The organism is Gelidibacter sp., from assembly GCF_035577925.1.
In the GTDB taxonomy this organism is placed as follows: Bacteria; Bacteroidota; Bacteroidia; order Flavobacteriales; family Flavobacteriaceae; genus Gelidibacter.
This window is the reverse complement of sequence record NZ_DATJCY010000133.1, coordinates 1-14260: the sequence shown is the minus strand read 5'-3', so window position 1 is coordinate 14260 and position 14260 is coordinate 1. Positions and strand designations below refer to the sequence as shown.

The 14260-nt window shown below is 37.6% G+C and carries 12 protein-coding genes; 7 read left to right on the top strand and 5 right to left on the bottom strand.

All coding sequences use genetic code 11. From position 1 onward, the window contains the following. The 4 genes from VNJ50_RS04665 to VNJ50_RS04650 all read left to right on the top strand — a co-directional run. A partial coding sequence (locus VNJ50_RS04665; RefSeq protein ID WP_325579525.1) for a TonB-dependent receptor occupies positions 1–1364 on the top strand: 1364 nt, incomplete at its 5' end. Between the two features lie 11 nt (positions 1365–1375). Then, positions 1376–2983, top strand: a complete 1608-nt coding sequence (locus VNJ50_RS04660) for a G-D-S-L family lipolytic protein (protein ID WP_325579523.1) — start codon at positions 1376–1378, stop codon at positions 2981–2983. A gap of 190 nt (positions 2984–3173) precedes the next feature. Further along, a complete protein-coding gene (gene atpD / locus VNJ50_RS04655) occupies positions 3174–4682 on the top strand; it encodes a F0F1 ATP synthase subunit beta (protein WP_325579521.1) in 1509 nt (502 codons plus the stop codon). A 77-nt stretch (positions 4683–4759) separates the two neighbouring features. Further along, the gene (locus VNJ50_RS04650; RefSeq protein WP_325579519.1) at positions 4760–5035 is read left to right on the top strand and encodes a F0F1 ATP synthase subunit epsilon; all 276 of its coding nucleotides are present in this window, start codon (positions 4760–4762) and stop codon (positions 5033–5035) included. A gap of 108 nt (positions 5036–5143) precedes the next feature. Here the strand turns inward: VNJ50_RS04650 and VNJ50_RS04645 are convergent, their stop codons facing one another. Then, positions 5144–5704 (bottom strand): hypothetical protein, encoded by a 561-nt coding sequence (locus VNJ50_RS04645; RefSeq protein WP_325579517.1) that lies wholly within the window; start codon positions 5702–5704, stop codon positions 5144–5146. Between the two features lie 85 nt (positions 5705–5789). Further along, on the bottom strand, positions 5790–7580 hold the full coding sequence (locus VNJ50_RS04640) for a M61 family metallopeptidase (protein ID WP_325579515.1): 1791 nt from the start codon (positions 7578–7580) through the stop codon (positions 5790–5792). A gap of 98 nt (positions 7581–7678) precedes the next feature. On the opposite strand from VNJ50_RS04640, the gene VNJ50_RS04635 reads away from it, so the two are divergent. Together VNJ50_RS04635 and VNJ50_RS04630 are read left to right on the top strand one after the other, a co-directional pair. Beyond that, a complete protein-coding gene (locus VNJ50_RS04635; RefSeq protein WP_325579513.1) occupies positions 7679–8824 on the top strand; it encodes a pyridoxal phosphate-dependent aminotransferase family protein in 1146 nt (381 codons plus the stop codon). Further along, a complete protein-coding gene (locus tag VNJ50_RS04630) occupies positions 8821–9273 on the top strand; it encodes a DUF2007 domain-containing protein (protein ID WP_325579511.1) in 453 nt (150 codons plus the stop codon). Before VNJ50_RS04635 ends, VNJ50_RS04630 begins: the two co-directional genes overlap by 4 nt. A gap of 21 nt (positions 9274–9294) precedes the next feature. Here VNJ50_RS04630 and VNJ50_RS04625 read toward each other — a convergent pair whose 3' ends face one another. Continuing rightward, positions 9295–10014 carry a LytTR family DNA-binding domain-containing protein gene (locus tag VNJ50_RS04625; protein ID WP_325579509.1) on the bottom strand — a complete coding sequence of 240 codons (720 nt, stop codon included), beginning with the start codon at positions 10012–10014 and terminating at the stop codon, positions 9295–9297. Next, the gene (locus VNJ50_RS04620; protein ID WP_325579507.1) at positions 10011–11057 is read right to left on the bottom strand and encodes a sensor histidine kinase; all 1047 of its coding nucleotides are present in this window, start codon (positions 11055–11057) and stop codon (positions 10011–10013) included. Before VNJ50_RS04620 ends, VNJ50_RS04625 begins: the two co-directional genes overlap by 4 nt. 308 nt (positions 11058–11365) lie before the next feature. On the opposite strand from VNJ50_RS04620, the gene VNJ50_RS04615 reads away from it, so the two are divergent. Continuing rightward, complete coding sequence (locus tag VNJ50_RS04615; protein WP_325579505.1) at positions 11366–13408, top strand: beta-N-acetylhexosaminidase; 2043 nt, start codon at positions 11366–11368, stop codon at positions 13406–13408. A 117-nt stretch (positions 13409–13525) separates the two neighbouring features. Here VNJ50_RS04615 and VNJ50_RS04610 read toward each other — a convergent pair whose 3' ends face one another. Further along, positions 13526–14134, bottom strand: a complete 609-nt coding sequence (locus tag VNJ50_RS04610) for a hypothetical protein (RefSeq protein WP_325579503.1) — start codon at positions 14132–14134, stop codon at positions 13526–13528. Between the last annotated feature and the right edge of the window lie 126 nt (positions 14135–14260).

Here is a 14260-nt window from a genome sequence, read left to right as displayed (position 1 = left end):
TAGCAGCAAGAAAAGAAGCCGATAAAGGCCGTTTCGAACCAGGGTCACCAGAATTTATTTCTGCTTTTAACCGAAGTATTACCAACCCAGATTTAACGGTTGGATCACAATTTAAAGATGCTTCAAAGTATTACCACGGTGATGTCAATTACAACTTCAGCCATTTATGGGATGTCGTGGATATTCAAGTTGGTGGATCTTACAGAAAATATAATTTGAATTCCTTTGGAACTATTTATACGGATTATGATGGCACTATTGATTATTCTGAATATGGTGTTTATACCCAATTACAAAAAGAATTTGATCTTGGTGGCGAAAAGAAATTAAAACTTACAGGATCTGCACGTTATGACAAATCTGAATTTTTTGACGGATTCTTATCACCAAGAATTTCAGCAGGTTTTACCGTAAATCAAAACCACAACATTAGAGCATCTGTACAAACAGGCTTTAGAAACCCAACCACTCAAGACTTATTTATTGGATTGGACGCAGGTCGTGCTATTCTAGTAGGATCGGCACCAGCTAACCTAGATCGCTATGTCAGAAACTATGACATCAGTGCAGCTGGACAAATAGCGTTTGGCCAACCTGCCACAATTACACAAACAGGTGGCGCGGCTTATACCAATTCGTATTTGGCCTCTTCAGTTCAAGCGTTTGCAGCAGCAGGTAATCCAGCACTTTTAGAAGCTGGAAATCCTAGTCTTGTCTCTCCTGAAAAAATCACCTCAATGGAAGTTGGTTATCGAGGGAAAATTGATAATATCATCGTTGATATGAGTGTTTATTACAACAAATACCAAGACTTTATTTCTGGCGAAAACGTGATCGCACCGTTTTACGGTACTGTAGGAGACAACGGATTATCACTTGCTGCACTTGCTAATGGCGATTATCAAGTGTATTCAACATACACCAATTCACCGGCAGACGTTAATTCGTATGGAGGTTCTTTAGGTTTATCCACTAAGATTTTTGGAAACTTTGATTTGGGAGGAAGCTATACCTATACCAAACAAGATTTTGATCAAGATGCCTTCCCTGATTTTGAAACCAACTTTAACACACCAGAGCATGCGGCCAAAGTCAATTTTGGACATATGGAATTATTCAAAAACTTCGGGTTTAATACCGCATGGAGATGGAGTGACCAATACTACTGGCAAGCTACATTTGGTGATGGCTACATCCCAGCACACCATTCACTAGATGCCCAGTTAAACCTTACCCTTCCGTCGCTAAAATCAATCTTTAAAGTAGGTGCGACCAACGTTCTTGGCAAAGAATACTTTACAGCCATTGGCACAGGTTCTATCGGTTCTATGTATTACATATCCTGGACTATCAACAACTTATAAAAAACAATACGATGAAAAATATAAAATATTTACTGCTGTCGGCCATCCTAGTTACTTTTACAGCCTGTAGTGACGATGACTATGATTATGAGCCATCACCTGAACCCTTACCGGAACTTACCGCTGGCTCTGTTGACTTTTCAAATTATGTAGCAGTTGGCGCTTCTTTTTCTGCAGGATTTACTGACAATGCTCTTTTCATTGCAGGTCAGGAAAACTCGTTCCCGAATATTTTAGCCAAACAATTTAGCAATGTTGGTGGCGGTGCGTTTTCACAACCAATGATGAAAGATAATATTGGTGGCTTTTTGGTAAATGGTAATGTAGCCTCAGCACCAAGACTATATTTTAATGGTAAAGCCCCTGTAGTTTTAGATGCGGTACCAACCACTGAAATCACCACACATTTATCCGGTTCATTTAATAATTACGGAATTCCAGGGGCAAAAAGCTTTCATTTAGGGATTCCTGGATATGGTGCTTTAAATCCATATTTTGGTCGTATGGCATCAAGTACCACTGCTACGGTGATTGGTGATGCTGTGGCTCAAAATCCAACATTCTTCACTTTGTCAGAAATTGGCGGCAATGATGTTTTGGCTTATGCCACTTCGGGCGGTACCGGCGTTTATCAATTAGGCAATATGAATCCTGCCACTTATGGCGGAAGTGACATTACCGACCCAACAGTGTTTGCTGTTTCGTTTGAAGGCGCGGTGAAAGCATTAACCAGCAATGGTGCTAAAGGTGTTGTGGCCAATGTGCCTTATATTACCAATTTAGCACATTTCACAACCGTACCCCATAATCCTTTGGATCCATCCAATCCATCATTCGGACCGATGATTCCGTTATTGAATTCAGTTTTTGGAGCATTGAACCAGATTTTTGAAGCCATAGATCCATCACGGGTTATTGTGTTTTCGCAGTCTGCAGCGAGTGCTGTGGTCATAAAAGATGAAAGTCTGACAGATATCTCTGCTCAAATTGCAGGTGCTTTAAATGCGAGCCCAACGTTTCCTGCTTTCATTGCTCAGTTTGGATTACCGCCTCAAGCCGCGCCTTTGGTTGCCAACTTGCTGGCAAGCCGGTATGGACAAGCAAGACAAGCTACATCTGCCGATTTGTTGGTTCTGCCAAGTAGCAGCGTTATTGGTACGGTCAATATGGCATCCTTACAAGCATTGATGGCGCAAGGTCTTTCACAAGAGTTGGCGGGGCAGTTTTCAGTAGAAGGCATCACCTTGCCGTTAGAAGACAAATGGGTGCTTATTCCTAGCGAGCAAGCAGACATCAAATCGGCTACTGATTTATATAATGAATCGATTAATGCTATTGCAACACAATATGACTTGGCTATAGTCGACTTTAAATCGATATTGGAAAAAGCATCCTCAACCGCTGGTTTTCCTGACGGCGATTTTACGTTCACCACAAAATTGGCTACCGGTGGCTTGATAAGCTTAGATGGTGTGCACCTCACTTCACGAGGCTATGCTGCCATGGCTAATGCTTTTTTACAAGCTATTGATGCCAAATACGGCTCTAATTTTATAGCCGCAGGCGTTAAGGCAAATGTGGGAGAATATCCAACAAATTATAGCCCAGCATTTAGATAGAACACATCTAAATCCACAAACTAAAACACCTTTCAAAAGAAGGTGTTTTTTTATACCTAAAAAAGGCTGAAAAGGGCTTCTCGGTTTAATTAAAAACATATATCTTTGCAGCGCGAAAAATAACAGACTTCGAAGGATTGTTATAAGTTGTTTTCGTAATATAGTCTATTCAACATTAAACATATAAGTAATGTCAAAAGTTACAGGTAAAGTTGCACAAATCGTTGGTCCAGTTATCGACGTAGCGTTTGAAGCGGGTTCGGAGCTTCCAAAAATCTATGATTCTTTAGAAATCAAAAGACCAGACGGTTCTTTATTGGTACTCGAAGTACAATCTCATATTGGTGAAGATACCGTTCGTACCATTGCGATGGATTCTTCTGATGGATTGAGCAGAGGAACCGAAGTGCATGTTACAGGTGCGCCAATTCAAATGCCAATTGGCGATGATGTTTACGGACGTTTATTTAATGTGATCGGTGATGCTATCGATGGATTGGGTAATTTGCCTAAAGCTGGCAATGCTGGTTTACCGATCCATAGACAAGCTCCAAAATTTGAAGACTTATCAACCTCAACAGAAGTTTTGTTTACAGGAATTAAGGTCATCGATTTGATTGAACCTTATGCCAAAGGTGGTAAAATTGGATTATTTGGTGGTGCCGGTGTTGGTAAAACCGTATTGATCCAAGAGTTGATTAACAATATTGCAAAAGGTCACGGTGGACTTTCGGTATTTGCCGGAGTTGGAGAAAGAACCCGTGAAGGAAATGACCTTTTGAGAGAGATGTTGGAATCTGGTATTATCAGATATGGTGATGATTTTATGAAATCGATGGAAGAAGGTGGATGGGATTTATCTAAAGTTGATAAATCAATAATGAAAGAATCTAAAGCGACTTTCGTATTCGGACAAATGAACGAACCTCCTGGAGCTCGTGCTCGTGTTGCACTTTCAGGATTGACTATTGCAGAATATTTCCGTGATGGTGCCGGTGAAGGCCAAGGTAAAGACGTTTTATTCTTCGTGGATAACATCTTCCGTTTTACACAAGCAGGTTCTGAAGTATCTGCCTTATTAGGCCGTATGCCATCGGCGGTAGGTTACCAACCAACATTGGCAACTGAAATGGGTGCCATGCAAGAGCGTATCACCTCAACAAAAAGAGGTTCTATTACATCGGTACAAGCAGTTTACGTTCCTGCGGATGACTTGACAGACCCTGCCCCGGCAACAACGTTTGCCCACTTGGATGCGACTACGGTTTTGTCCCGTAAAATTGCAGAGTTAGGGATTTACCCAGCTGTGGATCCTTTGGATTCTACCTCTCGTATCTTAACTGCCGAAATTTTAGGACACGAGCACTACGACTGTGCACAACGTGTAAAAGAGTTATTGCAACGCTATAAAGAATTACAAGATATTATTGCCATTCTTGGAATGGAAGAGCTTTCTGAAGAAGATAAAATGGCGGTTGGTCGTGCAAGACGTGTACAACGTTTCTTATCACAACCTTTCCACGTAGCTGAGCAATTTACAGGTATTCCAGGTGTTTTGGTTGATATTAAAGAAACCATCAAAGGTTTTAACATGATTATGGATGGTGAATTGGATCACTTGCCAGAATCTGCTTTCAACCTTAAAGGAACCATCGACGAGGCTATCGAATCTGGAGAGAAAATGCTTGCAGAAGCTTAAAAATAAGTTTAGAATTATGAGTGATGCGTTCAGAATAATCTCATCACTCATAACTCATCACTCATAACTACAAAAAAATGTATTTAGAAATTGTATCCCCAGAAGCTTCACTTGTAAGTGGTAACGTAGAAAGCGTTACCGTTCCGGGTGTTGAGGGCGAATTCCAAATGCTACATGGCCACGCGGCTATTGTTTCTCTTCTTGGAAAAGGAAATGTTAAATTTAAAGGCAACGCTGAAATTGCAGAAAGTCATCAAGCTCTTTTTACACAAGAAAATGGCAGTTGGATCCTTCCTATTAACAGCGGAACCCTAGAAATGAAAGATAACAGAATTATTGTATTGGTTGATTAACCCATACTTTTATTCTTATTAGATCATAAAAAATCACGCTTTTCAGCGTGATTTTTTAGTTTAAATTTATATCCATTAAGTCTCCGTTAGTCCATTGTCCTATCCGATTTAGAACAACTTATATCCAAATACCACTCCAAAGGTTGGACTTATGACGTCATATTTAGTATCGAAATCCTTTATGTAGCCTAATCCAACATGCGTGTCGAACATAAATTTTCCGCCAAGACTCCTTTGTAATCCCCAATGGACTTCGGCCAACAACGTTTTATTAACATCGTAATACTTAGCGTGCCCAAAGCTGTATTTAGTTTGCAAACCAACGTAGTTAGCTGAGTTATATTTAATATTTTTCCCGTTATTCGCTCTTTTATTAAGGTTATAAAGATATTTCAATTCCGATTTTAAAAAAGGTATAGGTTGTTTAAAACTGAACACATACTCAATAGTGCTCCCGTAAACATTTGACCCCATTCCAATTCCCAAACTATTTTCCCAAATCATTTTTTTTAAAACCGGTAATTCATAAGACACTTCCAATCCGTGAAACCCTAAGTTGACTTGCCCTAGTGGGACCAAATTTTGATCTTCTGATGTTTGTGCTTTGAGGCTATATGAAAAACCGAATACAGCAACAGCCGTAACGGCAATCATTAAAAATTTGTTCATTTCTTCTTTAAATTATTACTATACGATAATACTATTTCAGTCTAATTGAAACTCTAATTAAATTTTTTTTAACTCCGCTGACGCACTAATTTACTTTAGACTTCAACCAACCGTCACGTTGCTGTTTTAACTTTTTATTCATTGCTTTTGAATTGTCATCCAAAAGTTGTAACCCATAGGAAACATCTGTTGCGATCACCATTTTCAATTCCTTTTGGCTACCATAACGCTCTATCAAAACATTCACTTCGTCCCCTACCTTAAATGTGTTTAAAATCGCATTCAAATCTGATTTCTCATCAAGAACAGTCGTTCCAATCTTAAGAAGCTTGTCATTCTTTTGAAATCCTGCCTTATAAGCAGAACCACCTATTTTAGGATTACTCATTAGTTTATGATTCCTTACGTTGGCGCCAAACTCAATATTGTTTTTGGTTTCCAGAACTATTCCTACATGCTTAAAAAGTTTGTCATAATCTGGTATTCCGCTTTTTATGATATAAGTATTGAAAAAATCATCGGCAAATTCCTTTCCGGCATAAGTGCTCAAGGTTTGACGTAAGTCATCAATGGTATAAGGAATTTCAGGTTTTCCAAAGTTTTTCCACAATAGCGTCATATAGCCATCGAGGGTCAGGCTTTTTTCTCTTAACGATAAATCCAAAGCCAATGCCAACATACTTCCATAAGAATAATAGGAGATGAATGTGTTTTCACGATTGGTTTCGTCCACAGATCGTGCGGCATCCGTAAAAGGTGCTTGATAACTCATTTCAATCGGATTGAAAAACTGTCGCGCCGGAGACGTCCATACATAATTAAAAGTCCGTTCCAATCCTTGAACGTAGCGCTCTTGACTTATAATTCCGGATCTGACCAAGGATAAATCATCAAAATAACTTGTAAAGCCTTCTGCAAACCATAAATCGCCACTCATATTGGCTCTAGAAAAATCAAAAGGTTCCAACGATTTTGGGCGTAAACGTTCTACATTCCACACATGGACAAACTCGTGCGCCACCGTTCCGATATTGGTTTCACCCCCTCCTCTGGCCAAACTTCTTGAACTTGGAATTGATGTTGAATTTCGGTGTTCCATGCCGTCACCCGTTGCGTTGGGCATGTAACACGCCAAGAACGTGAATGTGCCGTAATCAAACTGTGGCAATTCGCCAAAAAATTGCTTTTGCTCTAAAACCACCTTTTTAATCTTCTCAAAATAGGCATCAATCTGCTCATCTGTCGCGGCATCATCGTGCAATGCCAAAACAATATTCTGGCCGTCAACATCAAATGAACGTGTTCTGAAATCGGCAATTTCTACAGGACTATCCATTAAATACTGAAAATCCTTAGCGTAGTAGGTGTTATTTTGTTGATGCTTAAGTTGTGTGGCCACTTTCCAATTCAAATCGTTGCGCACGTTAAACGTCACTTCAATTTCATCATTTTCCAAGGCCTTCATATAAATAAATGTGGCCGGCAAGTTTAAATGGGCATGGGTTTCATCAATTTGGGCATACGTGCCATCGCCATGATTGGCAAATAACGTATAAGTGACATGGATGGTGCCATCATGACCTTCTACCTGCCATGAGTAGGGATCAGGCCGCGTAATTGGTAGTACATTTCCTTTGCCATCGGTGACTTTAAAATTATAAACGTTTTTGGCAAACTCATGTAAAGCATACCGTCCTGGCGAAGAACGGCTCATGGAAAACTCGGCTATATCCGATTTTAAATTGGTAAATGTTGCCATTATCGTAGCTTCATGATGGATGGCATTCTCAAAAGATATGGTATATTTTGAAGATATTTGTGCTTGAAACACAAAGGAAGACAATACAAGACTTAGGCTGAATAAAATGTGACGCATAATTTAGAATTTTGAGGTTCAATATACATTATTTTTTTTTCAAAACAGTTCGGAAATTTTGAGCTTAAAAAGCTGAGAGGTATTTGTATCTTTACATTATGATTCCCAAAAAACTTCAAGACCGATTAGATAACCGCCTTGCTGAAATAACTTTCAGACCACAGGACACACCGCAATTGTTAGTAGATTTTGCATCCAATGATTATCTGGGCTTTTCAATGTCCAACGAGATTTTTGACCGCACACATTACTATCTGGAAAATGAATTTATTTTTCAAAACGGATCTAGAGGTTCATGGTTATTATCTGGCAATCACCAATTGTATTCAGAAGTAGAAGAACTTATTTGCAAAACTTATCAATGTGATGCGGCCTTAATTCTCAATTCGGGGTATAATGCCAATCTCGGGTTCTTTTCTTGTGTTCCACAAAATGATGATTTTATTTTTTATGACGAATTGATCCATCCTTCCATACATGATGGTATTACGATGGGCAACGCACAAGCCTTCAAGTTTAAACATAATGACCTTGAAGATTTAAAGAAAATCTATAAACTTCAAAGCGAAAATTTCACAGAAGACACTGAAATTTATGTGGCTACAGAATCGGTATTTTCATTGGATGGCGACACACCAGATTTAGTGGCTTTAGCCAATTTCTGCGAAGAGCACCAACTCCGTTTGGTCATTGACGAAGCTCATGCTATTGGCGTTTTGGGCGAAGATGGCGGTGGTTTGGTAAAGCACTTGGGCATTGACCAACTCACTTTTGCGCGTCTTATTAGTTTTGGAAAAGCCTTGAGTTCACATGGCGCAGCAATTTTAGGCGATCAGAAATTAATTGATTACTTGAATCATTTTGCGAGTCCTTCAAGCTATACCACGGCTATTCCACCAAATTCCTTAATGCTTATAAAAGCTACTTATAAAGAACTGCAACTGACGCATGCTATAAAAAAACTGCTTCAAAATATTGACTTCTTCAAAACTCAATTGAAGCAATATCAACTCGACACCTATTTCATTGAAAGCAACTCGGCCATACAAAGTTGTGTAATATCCAATAGTGAAAAGGTCAAGAGCATAGTGCGTCATCTTAATGCTAATGGTTTTGATCCGGAACCTATCTTTTTTCCAACGGCTCCAAAAGGGCAGGAACGCATTCGGTTTTGTGTGCATGCCTATAATTCAGAAGATGAAATAACAGAGGTTTTATCACTTTTAGCTTCTTGTTTGAAATGAAAACAGAAACCTTTACCACCGTTGCCGTATTTCAATATTCGTCGGAAGCCATGATTATCAAAGGCCGATTGGAATCGGAAGGCATTGAAGTTTTTTTAGCAGACAATCTTACCATCGATACCGATCCGTTAGTGAGCCAAGCCATTGGAGGCGTCAAATTAAAAGTTTTGTCATATCAAGCTTTTGAAGCCAAAGAAATCCTGAATGCCATCAAACACTATTCAGTTGATGATGTTGGCCAAGCCATTCATTGTCCCAATTGCAACAGCATTCATATCGAACTGTTTTCGACCATTAAAAACTTTAAGGCATTAGTCGCGTTTGTTGTTGGTATTTTATTTTCTGCACTTCCGTTCTACACTCGGCATAAATTCCGTTGTGAACTGTGCAAAACCGAATTTGATTTGAAAACAAAACCTGTTTCCAATCCGCTAAAAGTAGTGCGCTAATTTCAGGTTCTAATCCATCAATCAGATGTCGAGTTCTTCATTATTGAAAATACGCTCACGGGCTATTTTCACATAATTTCGACCTATCGGTATTTTCCGGCCTACAATTTCGAGCATATTCCCTTCAACAGATTTAATTTTATTTAATGAAATGGTATAAGATCGGTGTACTCTTAAAAAATTAGACTGTGGCAATTCTTCAGAAATAGCGGTTAGCGATTTGTGCACCACATAATCACCAAGCGTAGTAATCACTTTGATATAATCCTTAAGACTTTCGATGTATAGAATGTCATTTAAATTGACTTTGATCAACTTTTTACTGACTTTCAGAAAAATATGAGGCTCTTGCTGAATGTTTAAATCTGGTACAGCATTATCCAAATAAATGCGTTGGTGAACTTTGTTCATCGTTTTTAGAAACCGCTGAAATGGGATCGGTTTGACCAAATAATCCAAAACATTCAACTCATAACTTTTAACGGCATATTCCCGATAGGCCGTGGTAATGATAACCAACGGTTTGTAACTAAGGTTTTCAATAAATTCAAAACCGCTTAATTGAGGCATATTAATATCGATAAAAATGACGTCTATTTTTTCCTTTTCCAAAAGCCCGAATGCTTTTAGCGGATTGGTATAAGTGGCCACCACATCAACATGTTCAAAATTTTTTAAATGATCTTCTATAACATTTATAGCAAGGGCTTCATCATCTATAATAACACATTTAATTTTCATCGGATCGGGATTTTTAAATACAAGTGGTACATGGCGTCAACAATCTGACTTTCCAACACATAATTACTGCCAAACAATAAACTTAACCGGCGTTTGGCATTAACAATACCAATACCATCTGTGTTGGTGATATTAGCTTCGGGATTAAACGTATTGACCAATCTAAACTCTAAAAAATCTTTCTGTACAACTTCAAAGCTCATGGTCACTTTTACATGATCGTTTTCCTTTAATCCATGTTTAAAGCAGTTTTCAATAAAGGTCAAAAAAAGTAAAGGCGGGACTTCTACATCTTCAATATCGCCGGTAATATCAGTTTCCCATTCTATACTTTCATTAAACCGTAAACGTGCAATGTCAACAAAATTATTGATGTAATTTAATTCTTCCAACAAATAAGCTTTACTGCCATTTACCTCATACAGCACATATTGCATCATATCAGATATTTTAATGACCAATTGTGGCGCATTATCCGATTTTGTCAATGTTAAGGCATATAGGTTATTCAAGGTATTAAAAAAGAAATGTGGCTGAATTTGTGTGCGCAGATACTTCAATTCTGTACTGAGCTGAAGCTGTGCCAACTCTTCATTGCGTTGTTTTTCAAAACTCCAATCAATCAATAACTTGATAGCCGATACAAAACCAATCACGTACAATTCGCCCAAAACCACCGCAATAATATGGTTTAATTGCATGAATTTACCAACACTTTCTGCTTCTGGCCAAATATCCTTGGTTACCAAAACGTAGTTCAATCCGGTCCTGACCAAATAGACCATGGCCAACATAAAGGTGAGCGATAACAAATAACTCCAATAGCGTTTTCTCAGAATCAACTTTGGTATCAACCAATAGATATTGATATATACAATGATGATATGAATTGGAAATTCGACCAGATTGGATTTTAAAGAATACCAATAATCGTCAAAATAACTTCCCCAGCGGATGACATTAAAAATAAAATACCCTAACCAAAATAGTATATGATACTTTATAGGAATGGAAAATTTTTGACTCGGTTTTATCAATGGCATAATTTTTAGATTACCAATCAGATCGTATGATAAAATTCAAATAACAATCCAGCAATTGTAATGATATAATAGGAAATTAACAATTATTTTGACAATTGTTTATCCGTTAAAATACAGTTAGAGAGATTTGAATGTTGTCCGTGTGCGTAATCGTGTCGTTGGTATATATTATTTTAAAAGAAAAAAATAAATGAATAAACTTGAATCAAATAAAAAAATAAGATTTGATAAATGTATTGAATAGCCTTTAATTATTGTGTTTTGGGCGATGATGCAGCAAAATCTTTTAACGGTATTTCTTTTAGAATATGAGAAAAATATTTATTCTTAGTTTTAGTCTGGTGGTATTTTCCAGCTGGTCCCAAACCCCATTAAAGGAAAGTTTTAACCTAATGCCATGGCCAAAAGCGATAACTGAAAATAATCAGGTTTTTAAACTCAACCAACAATTGGAGGTGTCTATTAACGGTCCAAAATCAGAACGTGTGGATAGGGCGGCTACCAATTTTTTAAGACGTATTTCAGGGCGCACCGGTATATTTTTAGACAAAGGCTTTCCAACATCCTATAACGATAACAAAAATGCAGCTATAAAAGTCGCTTATCAAAACGTGGGCGACTTGAATATTGATCTTGATGAATCTTACCATTTAAATGTTGATGAAAACGGCGTTACTATTAATGCTCCTACGGATATTGGTGCTTTGCGAGGTCTGGAAACCCTCTTACAATTAACCACAAATGATAGCTCCAACTACTATTTTTCTGGAGTTTCCATTACCGATGCACCACGTTTTGTATGGCGTGGTTTAATGATTGATGTATCGCGACATTTTCATCCGGTTGATGTTATTAAGCGTAATTTGGATGCCATGGCGGCCGTTAAAATGAATGTTTTTCATTGGCATTTAGTGGATGACCAAGGTTTTAGAATTGAATCCAAAGTGTATCCACAACTCACAGAATTGGCTTCCGACGGTTTATTTTACACCCAAGATCAAATTAAAGATGTAGTGGCTTATGCCTCAAATTTAGGTATCCGCGTGGTGCCAGAAATTGATGTCCCCGGCCATGGTTCCGCTATCTTAACGGCATTTCCAAATTTAGGAAGCAAGCCCGGTTATGTATATAGCATTGAGCGCAACTCGGGCGTTTTTGATCCTACCTTAGATCCTACCAACGATGAGACTTATGTGTTTTTAGAAAACCTTTTTACCGAAGTCGTGCCGTTATTTCCTGATCATTATTTCCATATTGGTGGTGATGAAAACGAAGGCAAACATTGGGATGAAAACAAGGACATTCAAAAGTTTAAGAAAAAGCATGGCTTAAAAACCAACCACGATCTACAGACTTATTTCAATATTAAACTGGAAAAAATCCTTAATAAACTAGGAAAAAACTTAGTAGGCTGGGATGAAATCCTTACCCCAACAATGCCAACAACCGCCGTGATCCATTCATGGCGCGGTGTAAGTGATGGCCTGCCTAATGGCAGCACGTTAATTGAGGCTGCAAAAAAAGGTTATAAAACCATACTCTCCAACGGATTTTATATCGATAGGATGGAACCTATTGCAAAGCATTATTTAAACGAACCTATTGGCGATATTGAATTAACCAAAGAAGAAACTGCCCGAATATTAGGCGGCGAAGCTACAATGTGGAGCGAATTGGCCACTTCATTAACTATTGATTCGCGTATTTGGCCAAGAACCATAGCTATTGCCGAACGGTTATGGTCACAAAAAGAGATCAACGATGTGGATAACATGCTCAAGCGCATAAAACCCATAAGTTATAGCTTAGAAGAACTAGGCATTACCCATATAAAAAACAGAGATGTTATTTTAAGAAATATCAGTAACAATCAAGATATTGACGCCTTATCAACCTTACAAAAAATAGCGGAACCCTTAAAAATGTACACCCGAAATAAAGGTGGTACAGAATACAAAACCTACTCCCCTTTTACGCTATTTGCCGATGCCTGTACGGCCGATGCCGAAGATGCCCTTGTGTTTAATAAATTAGTTAAGGCATATAGCACAAAAGCCAGTTCAGAAACCAAAAATGCCATACAAGACTACTTAATAAAATGGTCTAAAAACCATGACCGTTTCAAACAATTAACCGCTAGTCCGATTTTAAACGATTTAGAACCTTTGTCCAAAAACTTATCAGAAGCCTCAAAAGCCATTTCACAGATTTTGGATAACGAAACACTATCAGATGCGGCACTTAAACAATTACAAAATAACCTGGAAGTCTTAAAACAAGACCATGTAGATGTTGAGGTTGCCATCATAAATTCATTGGAAATTTTATCAAAGAATGCACTGAACAACTAGTTCATCAACTGGACTTTTTAAAACCCGAGACTTAAATGGTTTCGGGGTTTGTGATTTCACCAAACAATTTTTAAAAGATGGATGCTTTGTAACAGTTACCCTTGCTCTTGTGCGTATTTATTCAGTTGTTTTATAATGTAATTCTTCATTTTTGAATTCAGGTATAACATCAATTTTTCGCCAAAAAGTAATTTTTAATTCGTTTTTAACTTGGATATAGTCATAAGACTCTGTAATTGCCTCTAAATATTTTTCTATTCCATCAACGCCTTTATTTTCGTAGTATTCAAAAATGAATAAAACCTTTTCTGGACTGTCCGCAAAATCTGCTTTTCCTCCCATATTCTGAAAATTTTGCTTCATGACCATACTCAATTCAGAAAACTCAACTTTTCGTTCGTTTTTGATTATACTATCTTTTTGAATGAAAAAAGTGTTTCTAAATCTCGGATGGAAGATTGGAATTTCACAATATTCAATCGGGTAGATATTCTGAATTATATTTTCCGTTTCGAGTACAATTTTAGGAATACTATCATGACAAACAATTTCCTTAAGTCGGTCAAGAAAATTCCCGTAATTTTCAAATTCCGATATCCTAACTGAAACATTTAAACTATCTGTGTCTTTTTGTTTAAATCCATATTCTCTAATTTCTTTTTTCCGATTTCCGCAACTTGCCAAAAACAAAATAATTATCAAATATTTAACGAAGTTCAATTTCATTTCAGAGGTTTATTTATATGCACCACAACTTATTTATTAACCAAGTTAATCATTTTTTTAATTTTTTGTTGTTTAACAAAACGTATTGATTAAGATCTGTTTAAGAATGATAGGACATAAAAGAAA

Coding starts and splice junctions, on each gene's coding strand:
- VNJ50_RS04630 (WP_325579511.1), top strand. CDS start 8,821: ATGAAAACAGAAACCTTTACCACCGTTGCCGTATTTCAATATTCGTCG.
- VNJ50_RS04660 (WP_325579523.1), top strand. CDS start 1,376: ATGAAAAATATAAAATATTTACTGCTGTCGGCCATCCTAGTTACTTTT.
- VNJ50_RS04645 (WP_325579517.1), bottom strand. CDS start 5,704: ATGAACAAATTTTTAATGATTGCCGTTACGGCTGTTGCTGTATTCGGT.
- VNJ50_RS04615 (WP_325579505.1), top strand. CDS start 11,366: ATGAGAAAAATATTTATTCTTAGTTTTAGTCTGGTGGTATTTTCCAGC.
- atpD (WP_325579521.1), top strand. CDS start 3,174: ATGTCAAAAGTTACAGGTAAAGTTGCACAAATCGTTGGTCCAGTTATC.
- VNJ50_RS04625 (WP_325579509.1), bottom strand. CDS start 10,014: ATGAAAATTAAATGTGTTATTATAGATGATGAAGCCCTTGCTATAAAT.
- VNJ50_RS04640 (WP_325579515.1), bottom strand. CDS start 7,580: ATGCGTCACATTTTATTCAGCCTAAGTCTTGTATTGTCTTCCTTTGTG.
- VNJ50_RS04635 (WP_325579513.1), top strand. CDS start 7,679: ATGATTCCCAAAAAACTTCAAGACCGATTAGATAACCGCCTTGCTGAA.
- VNJ50_RS04620 (WP_325579507.1), bottom strand. CDS start 11,057: ATGCCATTGATAAAACCGAGTCAAAAATTTTCCATTCCTATAAAGTAT.
- VNJ50_RS04650 (WP_325579519.1), top strand. CDS start 4,760: ATGTATTTAGAAATTGTATCCCCAGAAGCTTCACTTGTAAGTGGTAAC.
- VNJ50_RS04610 (WP_325579503.1), bottom strand. CDS start 14,134: ATGAAATTGAACTTCGTTAAATATTTGATAATTATTTTGTTTTTGGCA.